The sequence below is a fragment of the Cupriavidus necator genome (genome assembly GCF_040578825.1).
Classification (GTDB): Bacteria; Pseudomonadota; Gammaproteobacteria; order Burkholderiales; family Burkholderiaceae; genus Cupriavidus; species Cupriavidus necator_E.
Genome location: NZ_JBEFLI010000056.1, coordinates 14,805 through 34,721, shown reverse-complemented (window position 1 = coordinate 34,721; position 19,917 = coordinate 14,805). Strand labels below are relative to the sequence as shown.

Below are 19,917 nucleotides of genomic sequence, written 5' to 3'. Positions count from 1 at the left end.
TCTCCCGCTTGCGGGAAAGTGGCCGGGGGAGAGGGCAGGCGCTGGCATACCGACAGGCATGACTTCGTCGACACGCCCGGCCCTCACCCCAGCCCTCTCCCGCAAGCGGGAGAGGGAGCACACAATGCGCAAGGCGGAGGCACGTGGTTTTTGCTGCCGCCTCCAATACAAAAGGCGCGACATCCTCCGATGCCGCGCCTTCCTCCTCCTCCACTGGCGGCCTTATCGACGCGCCATTCCAAACGCGTTACCAGCGCATCTGCGCATTCTTGCTGTTGGTGCTCACCGTGGCCGTCTTGGTCCGGCCCTGGTAGGTCGCGCGCACGCTATACGTGCCCTGCGGCGCCTTCACCAGGCAGCGCGGGCCGTCGGCGACAAAGCTGGCGACTTCCTTGCTGCCGCGCATCAGCTTGACGTCGACATCGGACAGATACTCGCCACGTGCGCCCTGCGTGAACAGCAGGCTCATGTTGTAGTTGCGCGCCTGCGATTGCAGCGCGACCTGTTCGTCCTCGGCGACACCGCCGCAAATATAGGTCACCGGCCCGGCCGTGCGCTGCACCATCGCGTCACGCGGCGGAGGAGGCGGCGGCACGGTCAGCGGCGGGCTTGGCGGCGACGGTGACGCGGTCGGCGGAGGCGCCGGTACGGTGGGCGGCGTGCCGCCCGGTGCCGGCAACGGTGAGGCCGTGGGCGGTGGGGTGGTCGGCGGCGCCACGGTGCCCGGTGCGGTTATGCCCGGTGCGGGCTGGGGTTGCGCAGTAGGGGGCGGCATGGTCGCACCCGGCGTCGGTACTACGGTCGCACCCGGGGTCGGTGGTACGGTAGCGCCCGGTGTGGGCGGAACGGTTGTAGCCGGGGTGGCCGGCACAGGCGTAGGCGTGGCTTCCACCACGGGTGCCTGCGCATGGCTGGCGGCAGGCACGAAGGCGAGCAGCGCCAATATGCCGGCACTGAGTGCGATCACCAGGCGCTTCACGCGCGTGCGCCGCGCCAGCCGCGCTTCGACGCGCTCCAGCGATCGGGTAGGGGCAAACGGGGGACGTTGCGGCATCGTGGCCTCCTTGGCAAGCTTCGGAATCAGATGCCCCGGAGGACCCCGTCGGGATCACTCCGGGTGTCTCCTTTCCATGCTAGGGCGCAAGGATGGGCGACACTGCCCGGCTTGGTCCTACATCCGCGTCAGCGGACCACGCTTTGTGACGTGCAAGCGGCGCGCGAGAGACTTGCCATGTGCCCGGTGAAAGACCGGCCGCCTACTTGCGGCTCACCACTCGCGCCGGCACCGACAACGTCAGTGCCGCACCCACTACCAGGCATGCCGCCAGCAGGTACATGCCGGAATCGGTGCTGCGCGTCAGGTCCTTCAGCCATCCCACCGCATAGGGGCTCAGGAAGCCGGCGAGGTTGCCCAGCGAATTGATCAGCGCGATGCCAGCGGCCGCGCCGGTGCCCGCCAGGAACGCGGTGGGAAGGCTCCAGAACAGCGGCAGCGTGGTCAGGATACCGATCGTCGCCAGCGTCAGCGCCACCATCGCCAGCATGGTGTCGTTGTGCCAGTGCACCGTCAGCAGCAGCCCCAGCGACCCGAGCAGCGCGGGGATCGCGATATGCCAGCGGCGCTCGCCGCTGCGGTCGGCGCTATAGGCCACCAGCACCATGCCGGCCACCGCGCAGCCATAAGGGATCGCGGTCAGCAGGCCGATATCGAGCGCGCTCTTGACGCCCGTCTGCCTGATGATGGTCGGCAGCCAGAAGCTGACGCCATACAGGCCCATCACGAAACAGAAGTAGATCGCGCTCATCAGCCATACGCGCGGGCTCGACATCACGGTGCGGATCGGCGGGTCCTCCTTGTGCGCGTTTTCGTTGGCGATATTGCGCTCGAGCAGCGCCTTTTCTTCGGCGCTCAGCCACTTGGCGTGCCCGATGCGGTCGTCGAGATAGGCCAGCACCCACAGCCCCACCAGGATCGACGGCAACCCTTCGAGCAGGAACATCCACTGCCAGCCGGCCCAGCCGTTGTGGCCGTCAAACGCCTGCATCACCCAGCCCGACAGCGGCCCGCCGATCACGCCCGACAGCGCGATCGCGGTCATGAAAAAGGTGGTGGTGCGCCCGCGCCGGTTGGCCGGGTACCAGTAGGTCAGGTACAGGATGATGCCGGGGAAGAAGCCGGCTTCGGCGATGCCGAGCAGGAAGCGCAGCACGTAGAACATGGTCGGCGTGGTGACGAACATCATCGCCGCCGAGATCGCGCCCCAGGTGATCATGATGCGCGCGATCCAGACCCGCGCGCCGACCTTGTGCAGGATCACGTTGCTGGGCACTTCGAACAGGAAGTAGCCGATAAAGAAGATGCCCGCGCCGAGGCCGTAGACCGTCTCGCTGAACTGCAGGTCGTTGAGCATCTGCAGCTTGGCGAAGCCCACGTTGACGCGGTCCAGGTAGGCCACCACGTAGCACAGCAAGAGGAAGGGCACCAGGCGCCAGCTCACCTTGCGGTAGGTGGCGTCTTCAAACGCGGCGTCGCTGACGCCGGGGTTTACTGCGGTCGTTGTCATGCTGTCTCCTGAGGATGTTTTGCGCTTCTGCGACGCGGTACCGCTGGCTTACAACAAAAAAGGGGCGCGCCTTACACGCAGCGCCCGCCGTCCACTTCGATGCAGGTGCCGGTGATAAAGGCCGCTTCGTCCGATGCCAGGTACAGGCAGGCGTTGGCCACGTCCTGCGGCGTGGACATGCGGCCCATCGGGATGGTGGCGAGGAATTTCGCGCGGTTCTCGGGCGTGTCAGGCATGCCCATGAATTCTTCGAGCAGCGCGGTCGCGCCGATCACGGGGTTGACGCAGTTGACGCGGATATTGTCCTTGCCGAGTTCGGCCGCCATTGCCTTGCTGGCCGTGATCACCGCGCCCTTGCTGCCGTTGTACCAGACCAGACCGGGACGCGGCCGGATGCCGGCGGTGGAGGCGATATTGACGAACACGCCGCCACCGCGCTGGCGGAAGTGCGGGATAAACGCGCGCGCCGACCAGTAGAGGCTCTTGACGTTGACGGCGTAGACGCGGTCGAACTCGTCCTCGGTGACTTCCAGGATGGGCTTGTTGCGATGGGTGGTGCCGGCGTTGTTGACGACGATATGCACATCGCCGAAGGCGGCCAGCGCGGCCTCGCGCATGGCCTCCATGTCATCGCCGCGCGAGACGTCGGCCCGCACCGCGCGCGCCTGGCCGCCGGCATCGCGGATCGCCGCGGCGACGCGTTCGGCGGCGTCTTCGCGCAGGTCTGCCACCAGCACGCTGGCGCCTTCGCGCGCGAAGGTGTGGGCGATGCCTTCGCCGAAGCCGGAACCGCCGCCGGTGACGATGGCAATCTTGTTGGCCAGTCTCATTGGTTGTCTCCTTGGGTTGTGGTTGTTCTACGACGATCTCATCGCCTGCTTGTTTGCTCCCTCTCCCGCTGGCGGGAGAGGGGACCGTACGCCAGCGGCGGCAGACCCGTTCACGCGCCGTCAGTCACCCGCCGCCCGCATGAATCACTGCGAAAACGGCCCCCGCCCCCGCAGTGCATTCGCCACCATCATCAACGCCAGCAAAAACGGCAGCGCGACATACAGGCACCAATGCACGCGATCGCCGACTACATCGCCCCACTTGCGCTTGAACACCTGCAGCCGCGGCATGCCCGAGGGATTGGTGGCGCGCTTGTTCCGGACATGCCATGCCATCCAGAAAAAGAAAATGGCAAAGGCGACGGACAGGAAATTGATCTTACCCATGTTGAATGGCGATGGTTTTCAGTGTGGTGAATCCGTACAGGGCCTCGAAACCCTTCTCGCGGCCATAGCCGGACTGGCCGGTGCCGCCGAAGGGCAGCTCCACGCCGCCGCCGGCACCGTAGTTGTTGATAAAGACCTGGCCCGCGCGCAGCTTGTGCGCCAGGCGTAGCTGGCGGCCGCCGTCGCGCGTCCAGACGCCGGCGACCAGTCCGTAGGGCGTGCCGTTGGCCAGCGCGATGGCCTCGGCCTCGGTGTCGAACGGCATCGCCGCCAGCAGCGGACCGAACACTTCCTCCTGCGCCAGCCGGTGCGACGGCGGCACGTCACGGAACAGCATCGGCACCTGGTAATAGCCTGACTCGGGCGCCTCGGCCACGATCTGGCCCTGCGCCATCACCGCGACGCCGGCATGCTGCGCATCGGACACGAAGTCCCACACGCGCTGCTGCTGCTTGCGGCTGATCAGCGGCCCGCATTCCAGGTCGAGTTCGGACGGGCCTACGCGCAGCGACTCGAACACCGACGCCAGCCGGTCGAGCAGCGCGTCGTAGACAGGCCGCTCCACCAGCAGGCGGCTGCCGGCCGAGCAGGTCTGGCCGGCGTTCTGCACGATGCCGTTGACCACCACCGGCACCAGCGCGTCGATGTCGGCATCGGCAAAGACGATCTGCGGCGACTTGCCGCCCAGCTCCAGCGTGACCGGCACATGGTTTTCGGCGGCGAGCTGCGACACCTGCTTGCCGGTCTGCGGCGAACCGGTGAACGAAATATGGTTGATGCCCGGGTGGCGCGCCAGCGCGGCGCCGGCTTCATGGCCATAGCCGGTGATGATATTGAGCGCGCCTTCGGGCAGGCCGGCTTCGGCGGCCAGCTCGGCGACGCGCAGCAGCGACAGGCAGGCGTCCTCGGCCGGCTTGACCACGCAGGCATTGCCGGTGGCCAGTGCCGCGCCCACGCTGCGCCCGAAGATCTGCAGCGGGTAGTTCCACGGGATGATGTGGCCGGTCACGCCGTGCGGCTCGCGCACGGTCAGCACGGTGTAGCCGGGGTTGTAGGGGATGGTCTGGCCGTGCAGCTTGTCGACCGCGCCGGCGTAGAACTCGAAGTAGCGTGCCACGGCGCGGGCGTCGGCACGGGCCTGGCGCAGCGGCTTGCCGGTGTCACGGGCCTCGAGCGCGGCCAGTTCCTCTTCATGGGCGATCAGCGCCACCGCGACGCGGTTAAGCAGCCGCACGCGCGCGGCCGGCGCCATCTGGCCCCAGGCGCCTTCGGCGGCGTGCCGCGCCGCGTGAACGGCGACGTTGATATCGGTGGCGTTGCCGCGCGCGATCTCGGCGAACGGCTCGCCATTGGACGGATCGAAAACCTTGATGCGCAGGCCGTTGTCCGGCGCGATCAGGCGGTTGGCGACGAAGTGCTGGGCATGCATGGGTAGGGCTCCGAGGCAGCTAGAGGGGGCTAGAGGGCAGCACGGGGCGCTGCGCTATTCAGTGACGGCTGAAGAATGCGCCATTATCGCCCACGCCGGGCGGCCTGCAATGCAGTGTGGCGGTGCAGGCTGTCAGCCTCCGGTCAGGCATGAGCCGCTATAATGCCCGCCATCCAACAACACAGTGCAGGCATCTGGAGAACCGCATGAGCTTCAACCTCGTATCCCCAGGCAAGGACATCCCCAACGATTTCAACGTCATCATCGAGATCTCGGCCCAGAGCGATCCGGTGAAGTACGAGGCCGACAAGGAAACCGGCCTGCTGTTCGTGGACCGCTTTATCGGTACCGGCATGCGCTATCCGGCCAACTACGGCTATATCCCGCAGACGCTGTCGGGCGATGGCGACCCGGTGGACGTGCTGGTGCTGTCGCCGTTCCCGATCCTGGCCGGCGCCGTGGTGCGCTGCCGTGCACTCGGCATGCTGAAGATGACCGACGAGTCGGGCGTCGACGCCAAGCTGGTCGCCGTGCCGCTGGACAAGCTGTCGCCGGCCACTGCGTACATGAAGGGCCTGTCGGACGTGCCGCAGAACACGCTGGATCAGATCAAGCACTTCTTTGAGAACTACAAGGCACTGGAAGCCGGCAAGTGGGTCAAGGTCGAGGGCTGGGCCGGCATCGAGGAAGCCCACCAGGAAATCACGGACGGCGTGGCGAACTACACGAAGTAAGCGGAACCCCGTCTGAACAACCCCGCTGCGGCGGGGTTTTTTGTTGGCCGTCGCTTGACGGTGGTTACACCGTGGCGAGTGGCCTGCGCTACGCTCGGCCGGTGTTGATCGATAGGAGAGCCCACATGACCCACACCTCCGAGCTCCGGTCGCTGCCCGACGTGTTGCCGCCGTCGCGCCGCTATGGCCGGCTGGCGGTGTTCTTCCACTGGACAGTGTTCGTGCTGATTGCGATGGCGTATGCCGCGGTCGAGCTGAAGGGCAACTTCGCCAGGGGCACGCCGCCGCGCGCGCTGGCGATGGCGGTGCACGAGTGGGCCGGGGTGCTGGTGCTGGGACTGGCGGTGCCGCGGCTGCTATGGCGGCTGGTGCGCGGCGCGCCCGCGCCGGAGCCCGGCCGGCGCCTGATGCAGCTTGCCGGCGAGGCCATGCACTGGGTGCTGTACCTGTTTATCCTGGCGCAGCCGCTGCTGGGGCTGCTGGCGATCAATGCCGGCGGACACCTGCTGGCGCTGCCGCAATTCGGCATCGAGATTCCGGCGCTGGTGGCGGCCGATCCGGCGCTGAAGGACACCGTCAAGGCAATCCACGAGACGTTGGGTACCGCGTTCTACCTGGTGATCGGACTGCATGCGATGGCGGCGCTGTTTCACCACTACATGCTGGGTGACAACACGCTGCGGCGGATGTGGCGCTGAGCTTCGATCCCTCTTACCTTCGCGCCGATCAGCCACGCGCGAACGGATTGCGATCGCCCAGCTCGTCCAGGTAGGCGTCGATGCCCTGGCGCTCGCGCACCAGGAAGCGCTCGACCGCATCGGCAAAATCCGGATGCGCCAGCCAGTGCGCCGAACGCGTCGCCACCGGCAGGAAGCCGCGCGCCATCTTGTGCTCGCCCTGCGCGCCGCCCTCGAAGGTGCGGATGCCGTGGGCGATGCAGAACTCCAGCGGCTGGTAATACGCCGTCTCGAAATGCAGGCACGGGTGGTATTCCAGCGCGCCCCAGTAGCGGCCGTACAGCGTGCTGACCTGCGGCGCATCGTCGTACACCAGCAGCGATGATGCGATCCGCTGGCCGTCGCGCTCGGCCACCACCAGCAGCAGGTGCTGCGGCATTGCCGCGCCGATGCGCCGGAAGAAATCCAGGTTCAGGTAGGGCGTGGAGTGGTGCTCGCGGTAGGTCTGGCGATAGCAGCGGTTGAAGAAGCGCCAGGCCTCGTCATCGATCCCGGCACCGCGCAGGTGGCGGAAGGTGATGCCGGCCTGTGCCACCTGGCGGCGCTCGGCGCGGATATTCTTGCGCTTCTTCTGCGACAGCGTCGCGAGGAAGTCCTCAAAGCTGGCATAGCGCGGGCTGTCGGCACCCGCGCCGTCTCCGCCATTGGTCCAGTGGAACTGCACCCCGTGCCGCATCAGCATGCCGGCCTGCTGCATCAGGTCAGCCTCGGCATCGTCGGGAAACAGGATATGCAGCGACGACATCTTGCTTTCCGCGGCCAGCGCCAGCGCCATCTGCAGCAGCAGCCGGCGCGACGGTTCGTCTTCCGCCAGCAGCCGCGCGCCGCGCACCGGCGTGAACGGGATCGCGGACAGCCACTTGGGGTAGTACTCGATGTCATGGCGCGCATAGGCATCGGCCCAGGCCCAGTCGAACACATACTCGCCATACGAATGCGCCTTGGCATAGAGCGGCATCGCCGCGGCCAGCCGTTTGCCCGCCCATAGTGTCAGGTAGCGCGGATGCCAGCCGGTTTCGGCGCAGGCGCTGCCGCTGGCATGCAGCGCATGCAGGAACGCGTGGCGCAGGAAGGGCGTGGCTTCGGGCTGGCGCGACAGCAGCGCATCCCAGGCGGCCGGGTCGATCTCGGCCAGGTCGGAAACGATCTGCGTGCGATAGCCCGGGGTGTCCGGTTGGCTGGTGTTCTGGCTGTCTGCGGCCGCGGTATTGCCGGAATCCGACTGCATTGGCAAGGGTCCGTGAGCGTGGGTGACGGGGGGTAGCGGGGCCCGGCAGCGCAGGGCGGCGGCCGGCCCGGTCGAGTCTACCGGAAACGGCTCACAGGCGCTGCGCAATGCGGCGGCGGCAGCGCGGGGATTGGCGACGTAGAATGGCGAGTATGCGTCACGCCACAACTGCCTGCTGAATTTCCCGCTGAATCTCCTGTTGCACCGCACCCGGGCGTACCCGCGCCGGTGCCGCACCCCAGGGCCCCGACCATGAAGCCATCCTTCTTCAACCTCTATTCCCACGGTTTTGCGCGCGTGGCGGTCGGCGTGCCGGTCTGCCGCGTTGCCGATCCGGTCTTCAACGCGCGCGAAACGCTGTCGCTGGCCACGCAGGCCGCGCAGCAGGGCGCGGTCCTCGCCGCCTTCCCCGAGCTGGGCCTGTCGGCCTACACCTGCGACGACCTGTTCCACCAGCGCACGTTGCTCGATGCCTGCGAAACGGCGCTGGGCACCATCGTCGAAGCCTCGCGCAAGCTGCCGCTGGCGATGGTGGTGGGCATGCCGCTGCGCGTGCAGCACCAGCTCTTCAACTGCGCCGTGGTGGTGGCCGGTGGGCGCGTGCAGGGCGTGGTGCCCAAGTCCTTCCTGCCAAACTACTGGGAATTCTATGAAGGGCGGCAGTTCAGCGCCGCCGACTGCGCCACCGTCGACAGCGTGCGGTTGCTGGGCCAGGACGTGCCGTTCGGCGCCGCGCTGCTGTTCGATATCGAAGGGCTGCCGAGCTTGCGCTTCCACGTCGAGATCTGCGAGGACGTGTGGGTGCCGGTCCCGCCGTCGTCGTTCGCCGCGCTGGCCGGCGCCACGGTGCTGGTCAACCTGTCGGCCTCGAATATCGTGATCGGCAAATCCGGCTACCGGCACCAGCTCGTATCGCAACAGTCGGCGCGTTGCCTGGCGGCCTACCTGTACACGTCCGCCGGCAAGGGCGAATCGTCGACCGACCTGGCCTGGGACGGCCAGGCATTGATCTGCGAGAACGGCGAGCTGCTGGCCGAGTCCGAGCGCTTCTCCGACGACTCGCACCTGCTGCTGGCCGATGTCGATGTGGAACGTCTGTCGCGCGAGCGCATGCACCAGGTGACCTTCGGCCATTCGGTGCGCCGGCACCAGCAAGAGGCCGCGCGCTTTCGCGTTATCAGCTTCGCGCTCGACCTGCCGCGCGACAAGACCCTGCCGCTGTCGCGCGACGTGGCGCGCTTCCCTTACGTGCCGGCCGATCCGCGCCAGCGCGACGAGCGCTGCATGGAGGTCTACAACATCCAGGTGCAGGCGCTGGTGCAGCGGCTGTCGGCCAGCAAGATCAGCAAGGTGGTGATTGGCGTGTCCGGCGGGCTCGACTCCACGCACGCGCTGCTGGTGTGCGCCAAGGCGATGGACCGGCTGGGCCTGCCGCGCGCCAATATCCTGGCCTACACCATGCCCGGCTTCGCCACCAGCGGCCGCACGCTTCAGCAGGCGCGCCAGCTGATGGAGGTAGTGGGCTGCACCGCCACCGAGATCGATATCCGCCCGAGCTGCATGGCGATGCTGAAGGACCTGGGCCACCCCTATGCCGCGGGCGAGAAGGTCTATGACGTGACCTTCGAGAACGTGCAGGCGGGCGAGCGCACCAACCACCTGTTCCGGCTCGCCAACTTTAACCACGCCATCGTGATCGGCACCGGCGACCTGAGCGAGCTGGCGCTGGGCTGGTGCACCTATGGCGTGGGCGACCACATGTCGCACTACAACGTCAACGCCAGCGTGCCCAAGACGCTGATCTCGCACCTGGTGCGCTGGGTCGCGGAGACGGGGCAGATCGGCGAGGGCGGGTCGGACGTGCTGCTGGCGGTGCTCGATACCGATATCAGCCCCGAGCTGGTGCCGGGCGATACCAACCACGGCCCCGAGCAGAAGACCGAAAGCACCATCGGTCCGTACGAACTGCAGGACTTCAACCTCTACTACACGCTGCGCTTCGGCTTCACGCCGTCGAAGATCGCCTTCCTGGCGCAGCACGCGTGGGGCGACCGCGAACGCGGCAGGTGGCCCTACGGGCCGGAGGTCACACGCAACCAGTACGGGCTGCCGGAGATCAAGCGCAACCTGGCGATCTTCCTCGACCGCTTCTTCCGCACCAGCCAGTTCAAGCGCTCGTGCGTGCCGAACGCGCCCAAGGTAGGGTCGGGCGGGTCGTTGTCGCCGCGGGGGGATTGGCGCGCGCCTAGTGATTCGGAGTCGGCGATCTGGCTGGCGGATCTGGAGAGGGTGCCGGACTGATTGCAATCGCTTGAATCATCGCCTGGATGCTCCCTCTCCCGCTTGCGGGAGAGGGAAACAAACCGGCAGCGTGCGAAATCTGTCAGCAGTGTGGCCCGCATTTGCGGGCCATTTTTCTTGGGGATTTCAGCCTGCCGGCCCCAACACCAGCTTGAGCCCGACCACGCCACTCAGGATCAGCCCGATGCAACCCACGCGCGCCAGCGACACCGGCTCGCCCAGCAAAAGCATCCCCAGCATCGCGGTGCCCGCGGCACCGATGCCAGTCCACACCGCGTACGCCGTGCCCACCGGCAGCACGCGCAGCGCTACCTGGCACCCTGGCCGGAACTGCCTAGACTTGCGGTATCCGGCCAATGCCTCCTGGCGGCGCAGTCGGCAGAGCGCAACGCTATCCGCGAGGTGCAGGGCTGGGTGGTCGAGAACCTCGCCGGCAGCCTGTCGGTGGAGGCGCTGGCGACGCAGGCGGGCATGAGCACGCGCAATTTCTCGCGTATCTTCAAGCAGGAGTGCCAGGTGACGCCCGCGGCGCGGAATTCGTCGAGGGGGCTCGCATCGATGCGGCGCGCCGGCTGCTGGAAGGCTCGCGCCACCCGCTCAAGCGCGTGGCGGCGCTGACCGGTTTCAGCGGTCCGAACAACTTGCGCCGCGCGTTCCTGCGCCGGCTGGGGGTGTCGCCGGCGGACTACCGCCGGCGCTTTCGCAGCGCGGCCTGAACAAAGTGCTGTACACAGCCTGTGCACAGCGTTTGCACAGGTTTTCCGGGGCGATTTCCACAGGGTTGTCCACAGGTGCGTCCGGCATGGCACCAGCCCGGCCATGCGTGCCGTCGCACGCTGCGACCGCGCCCGGCGAGGGGTTGCGGGGAATGTGAGTGGACAATGACTGGTAAAATGCAGGCCGGAGAGCGCCGCCAGGCGTGTGAACAAACGATAAACAGGGGCCAGTCATGAAGCAGATTACCGCCATCATCAAACCGTTCAAGCTCGACGAGGTGCGTGAAGCGCTGGCAGACGTCGGCGTGACCGGGCTGACGGTGACCGAGGTGAAGGGATTTGGCCGCCAGAAAGGGCATACCGAGCTCTATCGCGGCGCCGAGTACGTCGTCGACTTCCTGCCCAAGATCAAGATCGAGGTGGTGGTGGCCGAGAACCAGCTCGACACCGTGCTGGACGCCATCGTCAAGGCCGCCCATACCGGCAAGATCGGTGACGGCAAGATCTTCGTCACCGAGATCGAGCGCGTGATCCGCATCCGCACCGGCGAGCAGGACGAAGCCGCGGTCTGAGCCGCGCGCCTGCCAACAAAAACGCCGCCATCCATGGCGGCGTTTTTGTTGGCGCGCACATCCCTCAGCTCGGCAGCTTCCAGTCGTAGCGCACCGACACCAGCCGCATGGCGATAATCGCCAGCGCCCCCGCCAGCAGCGCCGCCTCCTGCCGCACCTCCAGCCAGGTCAGGCCAAGGTAGAGCCAGCAGCCGATAAACGAGCAGGTGGCGTAGGGCGAGCGGTCGCGCAGGATCATCGGCACTTCATTGCACAGCACGTCGCGCACCACGCCGCCGAAGACGGCGGAGATGATCCCCATCATCACGGCGACGGTAGGCGACATCTGCGCGACCAGCGCCAGCGATGCGCCGGTCACCGAGAACAAGCCCAGCCCGATCGCATCGGCCGCAATCAGGGTGCGCTCCGACGCCACCCGGCTGACCACGCGCAGCACCAGCGGCGCGCCGAACGACATCGCGAAGATCAGCAACACATAGCCTTCGTGCTCGACCCAGTAGAACGGGCGCCGGTCCAGCAGCACGTCGCGCAGGGTGCCGCCGCCAAAGGCGGTGGCAAAGGCCACCACGAAGGTCCCGACCACGTCCAGGCGCTGCTTGCGCGCATCGACCACGCCCGACACCGCGAAGGCGAGCACGCCGATCACCTCCATGATGTGGAGGATCAGGGGCAGCCGCCCCATCAGCAATTCGAGGGGAAGATGCATCCGGTGCGGGGTGCGCCAGTGACGGGGATCAGGTGCGCGGCTGGCGCAGCAGCACCATCAGCGCGCCGGCGCCGCCCTCGGCCTCGCGGGCCTGCACGAAGGCGAGCACTTCTTCCTTCTGCACCAGCCAGCTGCGCACCTTGCCCTTGAGCACCGGCAGCTTGTCGGGCGAGCCCAGGCCCTTGCCGTGGATCACGCGCACGCAGCGCACGCCGTTGCGCACCGAGCGGCGCAGGAACTCGGCTAGCGCCTCGCGCGCCTCGTCGCTGCGCAGCCCGTGCAGGTCGACCTTGTCCTGCGGCACCCATTCGCCGCGGCGCAGCTTGCGGATCACGTCCATGCCGATGCCCGGCCGGCGGAACGACAGGGTCTCGTCGGTTTCCAGCAGGCTTTCGACATCGAATTCGTCGGACAGGGATGCCTCCAGCACCGCCTGGTCGTTGCGGCGCGACTGCACCGGCACCGGCGCGGGCTTGCTGGCGGGCGCGTGGGCGCGGTTGCGGTCGCGTAGCTGGCTGACCTGGCCCACGCTGGAACGGAACACGTCGGCTTCCTCACGGGCGCGCTGGGCCGCCTGTTCGGCGGCCAGGCGCTCGGCTTCGCGGCGCTCGGTGTCGGCCTTGAGGGTGTCGCGCAGCCTGGCCAGGTCATTCAGGCCGAGGCGTTGGGGCGGTCGGTCGGGTTTGCGGGCGCCGTGCGTCATTGAAAATCTCCGGAGGCTCGGCGGGATTATATCGAGCGGGGAGCGAGGGGAGCCGGGGGAGAGGTGTTGCGGGAGAGGACGCGCCGGCGGGCCGTGGCGGCCCGGCCGGCGTTGCAGGGATAGCTTACTTCAGCGCTTCGACAAAGCGCTGCGCATCCAGTGCGGCCATGCAGCCCGTGCCGGCGCTGGTGATGGCCTGGCGGTAGACATGGTCCTGCACGTCGCCGGCAGCGAAAACGCCCGGGATGCTGGTGGCGGTCGCATCGCCCTGCAGGCCCGACTTGGTCACCAGGTAGCCGTTTTGCATGGCGAGCTGGCCTTCGAACAGGTCGGTATTGGGCTTGTGGCCGATGGCGATGAACACGCCCGCGAGCTTCAGCTCCTCGGTCTGGTCGGTCTTGGCATTGCGGATGCGGATGCCGGTCACGCCGGAATCGTCGCCCAGCACCTCGTCCAGCACGTTGTCGTAGCGGATCACGACGCGGCCTTCCTTCTCGCGCTGCAGCAGTCGGTCGACCAGGATCGGCTCGGCGCGGAAGCTGTTGCGGCGGTGGATGACGGTGACCTTGCTGGCGATATGCGACAGGTACAGCGCCTCTTCCACGGCGGTGTTGCCGCCGCCGACCACTGCCACTTCCTGGTTCTTGTAGAAGAAGCCGTCGCAGGTGGCGCAGGCGGACACGCCGCGGCCCATGAAGGACTCTTCCGACGGCAGGCCCAGGTACTGGGCCGAGGCGCCGGTGGCGATGATCAGTGCGTCGCAGGTGTATTCGCCGGCGTCGCCGATCAGGCGGAAGGGGCGGGCCGGCTGGCCGTTCTCATCCACCAGTTTGGCAGTGTGGATGTGATCGAAGATGATTTCGGTCTTGAACTCTTCGGCATGCGCCAGCAGGCGCTGCATCAGGTCCGGACCCTGGACGCCCTTGGCATCGCCCGGCCAGTTCTCGACGTCGGTGGTGGTCATCAGCTGGCCGCCCTGTGCCAGGCCGGTGATCAGCACCGGCTCCAGGTTGGCGCGGGCCGCGTAGACCGCGGCGGTGTAGCCGGCGGGACCGGAACCGAGAATCAGCACTTTTGCGTGTTTTGCCATGATGCGTTCCTGTGGCCGGTGCGGCATCAGGCCCACCGGCATTACTCGAAAGCGACATTATAAGAGGAGCCGCATTTGCTCACTGTTGCAAATTCCAATGGGTGCGATAGTCCCGGGCCACGTTAAAATGGCCGCCACGATGACCGTTAGTCACCTGGTCAGTCAGTACTGACTTTGGCCGGACGCGGCCCAAACGGCATCCGGAATCACTAACACGCGAGTCTTATCCAGGCATGGCCCGAGCTACCACGACGACCACCCGAACCGATCCCTCAGCCTTGCCATCCCGCATCGGCAAACTGCTGGGCGAGGTCCGCTGGTTCCTGCTGCTGGCCGTCACGCTGGGCTTCCTGTGCGTGCTGGCCAGCTACAGCAAGACCGATCCCGGCTGGTCGCATGCCAACCAGGTCGCCGATATCCACAACCTGGGCGGCCGCGTCGGCGCCTGGGTCGCCGATGTGCTGTTCTTTATCTTCGGCTTCTCCGCCTACTGGCTGGCGGTGCTGCTGGTGCGCCGCTGCTGGCGCGGCTGGCGCACGCTGACCGCCGAACTGCCGGAGCATGAGGACCACCGCCAGGGCGTGGCGGTAAGCTGGATCGGCTTTGGGCTGACGCTGTTCTCCAGCATGGGCCTGGAGGCAATCCGCATGTACCCGCTGCGCGCCGCGCTGCCGCGCGCGCCGGGCGGGGTGCTGGGTGACCTGCTTGGCGGCTGGCTGCAGGTGGCGCTGGGCTTTACCGGTGCGACCCTGCTGCTGCTGTTGCTGCTGGCGATCGGCCTGTCGCTGTTCTTCCATTTTTCGTGGCTGACCGTGGCCGAGCAGATCGGCGGCTTTGTCGAGACGCTGTTCCTCGGCTTCAAGGCGCGCCGCGAAAGCAAGCAGGACCGCATCATCGGCGAGGCGGCCAAGGTCGAGCGCAAGGAAACCGTCGAGGTGCAGCGCGTGCGCATCGAGGAAGCGGCGCCGGTACAGATCGTGCGCCCGCAGGCGGTGCCCAAGCACGAGCGCGTGGAGCGCGAGAAGCAGCAGCCGCTGTTTGCCGATATCCAGGACTCGGACCTGCCGCCACTGTCGCTGCTGGACCCGATCCCGCCGCACCAGGAAACCGTCAGCGCCGAGACGCTGGAATTCACCTCGCGCCTGATCGAGAAAAAGCTCAAGGACTTCGGCGTCGAGGTCAAGGTCGTGGCCGCCTACCCGGGCCCGGTCATCACCCGCTACGAGATCGAGCCGGCCACCGGCGTCAAGGGCAGCCAGGTGGTCAACCTGGCGCGCGATCTCGCGCGTTCGCTGTCGCTGGTATCGATCCGCGTGGTCGAGACCATCCCGGGCAAGAACTACATGGGGCTCGAGCTCCCCAACCCCAAGCGCCAGACCGTGCGCCTGTCGGAAATCCTCGGCTCGCAGGTCTACAACGAAAGCGCGTCGAGCCTGACGATGGCGCTGGGCAAGGATATCGCCGGCAAGCCGATGGTGGCCGACCTGGCCAAGATGCCGCACTGCATGGTGGCCGGTACCACCGGCTCGGGCAAGTCGGTGGGCATCAACGCGATGATCCTGTCGCTGCTGTACAAGGCCAAGGCCGAGAGCGTGCGGCTGATCCTGATCGACCCCAAGATGCTCGAAATGAGCGTCTACGAAGGCATCCCGCACCTGTTGTGCCCGGTGGTGACGGATATGCGGCAGGCCGGCAATGCGCTGAACTGGGCGGTCGGCGAGATGGAGCGGCGCTACAAGCTGATGAGCAAGCTGGGCGTGCGCAACCTGGCCGGCTACAACAAGAAGATCGACGAGGCCGCGGCCCGTGAAGAGAAGCTCCCGAATCCGTTCAGCCTGACGCCGGACGCGCCGGAGCCGCTGGAAAAGCTGCCGACCATCGTCATCGTCATCGACGAACTGGCCGACCTGATGATGGTGGTCGGCAAGAAAGTGGAAGAGCTGATCGCCCGCATCGCGCAGAAGGCGCGTGCCGCGGGCCTGCACCTGGTGCTGGCGACGCAGCGGCCGTCGGTGGACGTGATCACCGGACTGATCAAGGCCAACGTGCCGACCCGGATCGCGTTCCAGGTCAGCAGCAAGATCGACTCGCGCACCATCCTCGACCAACAAGGCGCGGAGACGCTGCTGGGCATGGGCGACATGCTCTACCTGGCGCCGGGCACCGGCCTGCCGGTGCGCGTGCATGGCGCCTTTGTGTCGGATGAGGAAGTCCACCGCGTGGTGGAGAAGCTCAAGGAAACGGGTGCGGCCAACTATATCGAAGGCATCCTCGAAGGCGGCCTGACCGATGACGCCGGCGGCGGCGATGGCTTTGGCGGCGGCGCCGGCATCGGTGGTGGTGGCGGAGAGGCTGACCCGCTGTATGACCAGGCCGTCGAAGTGGTGCTGAAGAACCGGCGTGCTTCGATTTCGCTGGTGCAGCGGCATCTGCGTATCGGTTATAACCGGGCCGCGCGGCTGCTGGAGGATATGGAAAAGGCTGGGCTGGTGTCGGCGATGTCGGGCAATGGTAATCGCGACATCCTGGCGCAGGGTGGCGGCGGCAGCGGCGATGATTGATGCTACGGACGGAGGGGCGGCACAGGTGCCTCCCCCTCCTGTAGCGGACGGAAGACTGCCGTGCCTGCGAAGCGTCCTAGCGCCGCTTGAGCAGTAGATTGAGCTTTGTGTCGATGGATTCGAATTGTCTATCGACGGCATCGAAGCGTGCATCGACGGCATCGAAGCGGGTATCGAACCGGTCCAGGCGCGACTCGATACGTGACAGGCGTTCTTCCACCTTGTCGACGCGGCCCTCCAGGCGCTCCATGCGCTTGTCCGCAACATCGAAGCGGTCCGTGACCCGCTTGTCAATCTCGATAAGCCGGGCGGAGACTGGCCCGGTCGCCTTGTCGACCTTGTCTTGGGTGGAGTCATTCAGCAACGTCATCACGGAAAAAGCGAACGCTATGCCGGCCAGGATCCCTGTGCCGACCATTGCGGGTGTGAGAGTCTTCGTATCGGCCATTTTTTTCGCATGTGCTTCCAGTTCAATCCTGACCCGGCGCCTCGCGATCTTGTCGATCTCTTCCCGGTCTAAGCGCCTGACGCGCTGGTGCAGCGGCCAGTGGTCCGCGGCGGCCTTATCCTGATACGCGTTGGATGCGGTCGTGGTCATATTCCATCCATCTGTTCGAGTGCGTCGCTTGACAGAAGCTCAAGCGGTGCAACGTGCGCGACGCAACGTGGAGCTTGCGCTACGTGCGTTGCATTGTGCTCCACGCTCGATCAGGAAGTGTGTCGTCGGGATACCGGACGCAGCAGCACGAGGCATTTGAATTCGATTCAGCAAATTCTCCGACAACCAGGCGCAGTTCCCGCAGTATCTGCCGTAATATCCGGTTACCCGGAAGCACGGACCGTGTGGAATCCTCCGGCTGCCGCCTGCTCTAACCAGACGAGTTGCCCGTGCAGCGGCCTACGGCGTTGAGTCCTGTACACGCGACAACCACCCTATAACAACCAGGACCCGAACCATGCGCAATCGCATCCTCGTCTCGGCCTGCGCCGCGCTGGCGATGTTCGCCATGCAGGCGCCGGCCCATGCCGCAGCCACCGACCAGTTGCAGAGCTTCGTCACCGGCGTGAAGAGCGCGCGCGGCGAATTCACGCAGCGCCAGGTCAAGGGTCAGGGCGACAACGTCAAGGTGACCGGCACTTCGAGCGGCACCTTCGTGTTCTCGCGTCCGGGCAAGTTCACCTGGCGCTATACCAAGCCCTATGAGCAACTGCTGCAGGCCGACGGCCAGACCCTGTATATCTACGACAAGGACCTGAACCAGGTCACCGAGCGCAAGCTCGACGGCGCGCTTGGCTCCAGCCCCGCCGCGATCCTGTTCGGCAGCAATGACCTGGAGAAGAATTTCGTCGTCAAGAACGGCCCGACGCGCGACGGCGTGGAATGGCTGGAACTGACGCCCAAGGCCAAGGACACACAGTTCGAGCGGATCGGCATCGGCTTCAAGGGCGGCAACCTCCAGGCGATGGAGCTGCGCGACGCGTTCGGCAACACCACGCTGCTGACCTTCTCGGGCATGCAGAAAAACCCGCCCCTGGCAGCCGATGCATTCCGGTTCACGGCACCCAAGGGCGCCGACGTGATGAAGCAATGAGGGCCGCCATGAATGATTCGCAGGAAGGTTCAGCAAACTCCGGAAGTACGTATCGCAGCATTGGCGCAGCGTTGCTGGCCGGCGCCGGTGCCCTCGCGCTGGGGGCATGCGCCAGCAGCGGCGGGGGGGCCAGCAAGTTCGATGTCGATTCCTTCCTGCGCGCACCGGACAGCGCCTTGCCCGAAGTGCTGGGCAATCCGGCCTTCCTCCAGGCCACGCGCGTGTCCGCCAACGAATGCGCGGTGATGCTGCAATCGGCCAACACCGGCGTGCTGGAAGGGCTGCCGCCCAGCAGCAATGCACGTGGCCCGGCATGGCTGCTGCATCCGAAGGGCACGCCAGAGCAGGTGTGGCTGGTGGTTTCTGAATCCGGTGGCGAGCGCACCTGCCATGGGCCGTTGCCGGCGGATGCGATGAAGACGTTGGCGGATCGGGCGAAGGGGTAAGTCAAGGGCAGGCACTGCAGACGACGGGCCTGACTTCGTGGATACGCCGGGCCCTCACCCCAACCCTCTCGCAAGCGGGAGAGGGAGCACACAAGCGGTCAGCGCCAGCGCCGCTTCCCTTCAATGCGGGTTGATCGCAATCTTCAACACACCGTCACGCTGGTTCGCAAACAAGTCGTAAGCCGCGACGATGTCATCCAGCTTGTACTGGTGCGTCACCAGCGCACCCAGGTCGACCCGTCCTGACTCGATCACATTGATCAGCCGGCGCATCCGTTCCTTGCCGCCCGGGCACAGCGCGGTATTGATCTTGTGGTCGCCCAGCCCGGCGGCAAAGGCCGACAGCGGAATGGTCAGGTCGCTCGAATAAACCCCCAGACTCGACAGCGTGCCGCCCGGCTTGAGCACGCGCAGTGACGACTCAAAGGTCGATTGCAATCCCAGCGCTTCGATCGAGGCATCGACACCGCGCCCGCCGGTCAGCTTCATGATCTCGTCCACCACGTCGCAGTTACGGAAATTCAGCACCACGTCCGCTCCCATCTTGCGCGCGATCTCCAGACGGTGGTCGTTGCCGTCGATGGCGATGATGGTGGTGGCGCCGCACAGCCGCGCGCCGGCGGTCGCGCACAGCCCGATCGGTCCCTGCGCAAACACGGCCACGGTGTCGCCGATGCGGATATTGGCGTTCTCGGCGCCCTTGAAGCCGGTAGACATGATGTCCGGGCACATCAGCACCTGCCCGTCGGTCAGCCCGTCGGGGATCGGCGCGAGGTTGGCCTGGGCATCAGGCACCAGCACGTATTCCGCCTGCGTGCCGTCGATCATATTGCCGAAGCGCCAGCCCGCGGTGGCCTTGTAGCCGTGGCAACCGCACAGCCCCTGCTGCGCGAGGTAGCTGCCGTCCTGCGAGGCGACGCCGTCCTGCGCGGCGTAGGAATTGAAGCTGGGGCAGATCGCCCCGGCAATGACACGCTGGCCTTCGCGGTAGCCGGCCACCGCGCTGCCCAGCTTCTCGATCACGCCGACCGGTTCGTGGCCGACCGTCAGCCCTTTGGCGACCGGGTATTCACCCTTGAGGATATGCACATCGGTGCCACAGATCGTGGTGGTGGTGATGCGCACCAGCGCATCGTTGGGGCCGACGTCGGGGATGGGCTTGTCTGCCAGTTCGATCCGGCCGGGCTCGACAAAGATGGCGGCTTTCATCATTGCGGTCATGCGTTTCTCCCAGTGTGTGCGGGTGATGGGAATGGCTCGGGCCGTAGCCGGGCCTGCATGATTCCTTGATAGCACGCATGGGCGACAGGCCGGTTTATCC

19 protein-coding genes and 1 pseudogene are annotated in these 19,917 nt (G+C 66.4%); 8 read left to right on the top strand and 12 right to left on the bottom strand.

Going from position 1 to position 19,917, the window contains the following annotated elements:
* Positions 1-247: 247 nt before the first annotated feature.
* The 5 genes from AB1I47_RS24040 to AB1I47_RS24020 form a co-directional block, all read right to left on the bottom strand.
* A complete protein-coding gene (locus AB1I47_RS24040; RefSeq protein ID WP_354686221.1) occupies positions 248-1,054 on the bottom strand; it encodes a hypothetical protein in 807 nt (268 codons plus the stop codon).
* 202 nt (positions 1,055-1,256) lie between these two features.
* The gene (locus AB1I47_RS24035; protein ID WP_354686220.1) at positions 1,257-2,564 is read right to left on the bottom strand and encodes an MFS transporter; all 1,308 of its coding nucleotides are present in this window, start codon (positions 2,562-2,564) and stop codon (positions 1,257-1,259) included.
* A gap of 71 nt (positions 2,565-2,635) precedes the next feature.
* Positions 2,636-3,394 carry an SDR family oxidoreductase gene (locus AB1I47_RS24030; protein WP_354686219.1) on the bottom strand — a complete coding sequence of 253 codons (759 nt, stop codon included), beginning with the start codon at positions 3,392-3,394 and terminating at the stop codon, positions 2,636-2,638.
* A gap of 144 nt (positions 3,395-3,538) precedes the next feature.
* A complete protein-coding gene (locus AB1I47_RS24025; RefSeq protein WP_354686218.1) occupies positions 3,539-3,781 on the bottom strand; it encodes a hypothetical protein in 243 nt (80 codons plus the stop codon).
* Entirely contained in the window at positions 3,774-5,210 is a 1,437-nt protein-coding gene (locus AB1I47_RS24020; RefSeq protein WP_354686217.1) for an aldehyde dehydrogenase family protein, read from the bottom strand. The genes AB1I47_RS24025 and AB1I47_RS24020 overlap by 8 nt, the downstream gene beginning before the upstream one ends.
* Before the next feature lie 206 nt (positions 5,211-5,416).
* Here AB1I47_RS24020 and ppa point away from each other — a divergent pair, with 206 nt between their 5' ends.
* Together ppa and AB1I47_RS24010 are read left to right on the top strand one after the other, a co-directional pair.
* The gene (gene ppa / locus AB1I47_RS24015; RefSeq protein ID WP_354686216.1) at positions 5,417-5,944 is read left to right on the top strand and encodes an inorganic diphosphatase; all 528 of its coding nucleotides are present in this window, start codon (positions 5,417-5,419) and stop codon (positions 5,942-5,944) included.
* Positions 5,945-6,069: 125 nt separating this feature from the next.
* Positions 6,070-6,642, top strand: a complete 573-nt coding sequence (locus AB1I47_RS24010) for a cytochrome b (protein WP_354686215.1) — start codon at positions 6,070-6,072, stop codon at positions 6,640-6,642.
* 28 nt (positions 6,643-6,670) lie between these two features.
* Here the strand turns inward: AB1I47_RS24010 and AB1I47_RS24005 are convergent, their stop codons facing one another.
* The gene (locus AB1I47_RS24005; RefSeq protein ID WP_354686214.1) at positions 6,671-7,909 is read right to left on the bottom strand and encodes a GNAT family N-acetyltransferase; all 1,239 of its coding nucleotides are present in this window, start codon (positions 7,907-7,909) and stop codon (positions 6,671-6,673) included.
* Positions 7,910-8,161: 252 nt separating this feature from the next.
* Here AB1I47_RS24005 and AB1I47_RS24000 point away from each other — a divergent pair, with 252 nt between their 5' ends.
* Positions 8,162-10,210: an NAD(+) synthase gene (locus tag AB1I47_RS24000; protein WP_354686213.1), complete on the top strand. Its 2,049-nt coding sequence runs from the start codon at positions 8,162-8,164 to the stop codon at positions 10,208-10,210.
* A gap of 126 nt (positions 10,211-10,336) precedes the next feature.
* Here the strand turns inward: AB1I47_RS24000 and AB1I47_RS23995 are convergent.
* Positions 10,337-10,522: pseudogene (locus tag AB1I47_RS23995) on the bottom strand (DMT family transporter); the annotation flags it as partial.
* 197 nt (positions 10,523-10,719) lie between these two features.
* Between AB1I47_RS23995 and AB1I47_RS23990 the strand changes: the two are divergent.
* Entirely contained in the window at positions 10,720-10,926 is a 207-nt protein-coding gene (locus AB1I47_RS23990) for a helix-turn-helix domain-containing protein (protein ID WP_354686212.1), read from the top strand.
* Between the two features lie 233 nt (positions 10,927-11,159).
* Positions 11,160-11,498, top strand: coding sequence for a P-II family nitrogen regulator (gene glnK, locus AB1I47_RS23985; RefSeq protein WP_006162803.1), 339 nt, complete (start codon positions 11,160-11,162; stop codon positions 11,496-11,498).
* 64 nt (positions 11,499-11,562) lie between these two features.
* On the opposite strand, the gene AB1I47_RS23980 is transcribed toward glnK, so the two are convergent.
* The 3 genes from AB1I47_RS23980 to trxB all read right to left on the bottom strand — a co-directional run bounded on the left by AB1I47_RS23980 (position 11,563) and on the right by trxB (position 13,997).
* Complete coding sequence (locus tag AB1I47_RS23980; protein ID WP_354686211.1) at positions 11,563-12,204, bottom strand: trimeric intracellular cation channel family protein; 642 nt, start codon at positions 12,202-12,204, stop codon at positions 11,563-11,565.
* A 28-nt stretch (positions 12,205-12,232) separates the two neighbouring features.
* Positions 12,233-12,907 carry a Smr/MutS family protein gene (locus AB1I47_RS23975; RefSeq protein WP_354686210.1) on the bottom strand — a complete coding sequence of 225 codons (675 nt, stop codon included), beginning with the start codon at positions 12,905-12,907 and terminating at the stop codon, positions 12,233-12,235.
* Positions 12,908-13,031: 124 nt separating this feature from the next.
* Positions 13,032-13,997, bottom strand: coding sequence for a thioredoxin-disulfide reductase (gene trxB, locus AB1I47_RS23970; protein ID WP_354686209.1), 966 nt, complete (start codon positions 13,995-13,997; stop codon positions 13,032-13,034).
* A gap of 233 nt (positions 13,998-14,230) precedes the next feature.
* On the opposite strand from trxB, the gene AB1I47_RS23965 reads away from it, so the two are divergent.
* On the top strand, positions 14,231-16,558 hold the full coding sequence (locus AB1I47_RS23965; RefSeq protein ID WP_354686208.1) for a DNA translocase FtsK: 2,328 nt from the start codon (positions 14,231-14,233) through the stop codon (positions 16,556-16,558).
* 76 nt (positions 16,559-16,634) lie between these two features.
* Here the strand turns inward: AB1I47_RS23965 and AB1I47_RS23960 are convergent, their stop codons facing one another.
* On the bottom strand, positions 16,635-17,156 hold the full coding sequence (locus AB1I47_RS23960; RefSeq protein ID WP_354686207.1) for a hypothetical protein: 522 nt from the start codon (positions 17,154-17,156) through the stop codon (positions 16,635-16,637).
* A gap of 358 nt (positions 17,157-17,514) precedes the next feature.
* Here AB1I47_RS23960 and lolA point away from each other — a divergent pair, with 358 nt between their 5' ends.
* Together lolA and AB1I47_RS23950 are read left to right on the top strand one after the other, a co-directional pair.
* A complete protein-coding gene (gene lolA, locus AB1I47_RS23955; RefSeq protein ID WP_354686206.1) occupies positions 17,515-18,150 on the top strand; it encodes an outer membrane lipoprotein chaperone LolA in 636 nt (211 codons plus the stop codon).
* Positions 18,151-18,158: 8 nt separating this feature from the next.
* Complete coding sequence (locus AB1I47_RS23950) at positions 18,159-18,596, top strand: hypothetical protein (RefSeq protein WP_354686205.1); 438 nt, start codon at positions 18,159-18,161, stop codon at positions 18,594-18,596.
* A gap of 120 nt (positions 18,597-18,716) precedes the next feature.
* Here the strand turns inward: AB1I47_RS23950 and AB1I47_RS23945 are convergent, their stop codons facing one another.
* Complete coding sequence (locus tag AB1I47_RS23945) at positions 18,717-19,817, bottom strand: NAD(P)-dependent alcohol dehydrogenase (protein WP_354686204.1); 1,101 nt, start codon at positions 19,815-19,817, stop codon at positions 18,717-18,719.
* Between the last annotated feature and the right edge of the window lie 100 nt (positions 19,818-19,917).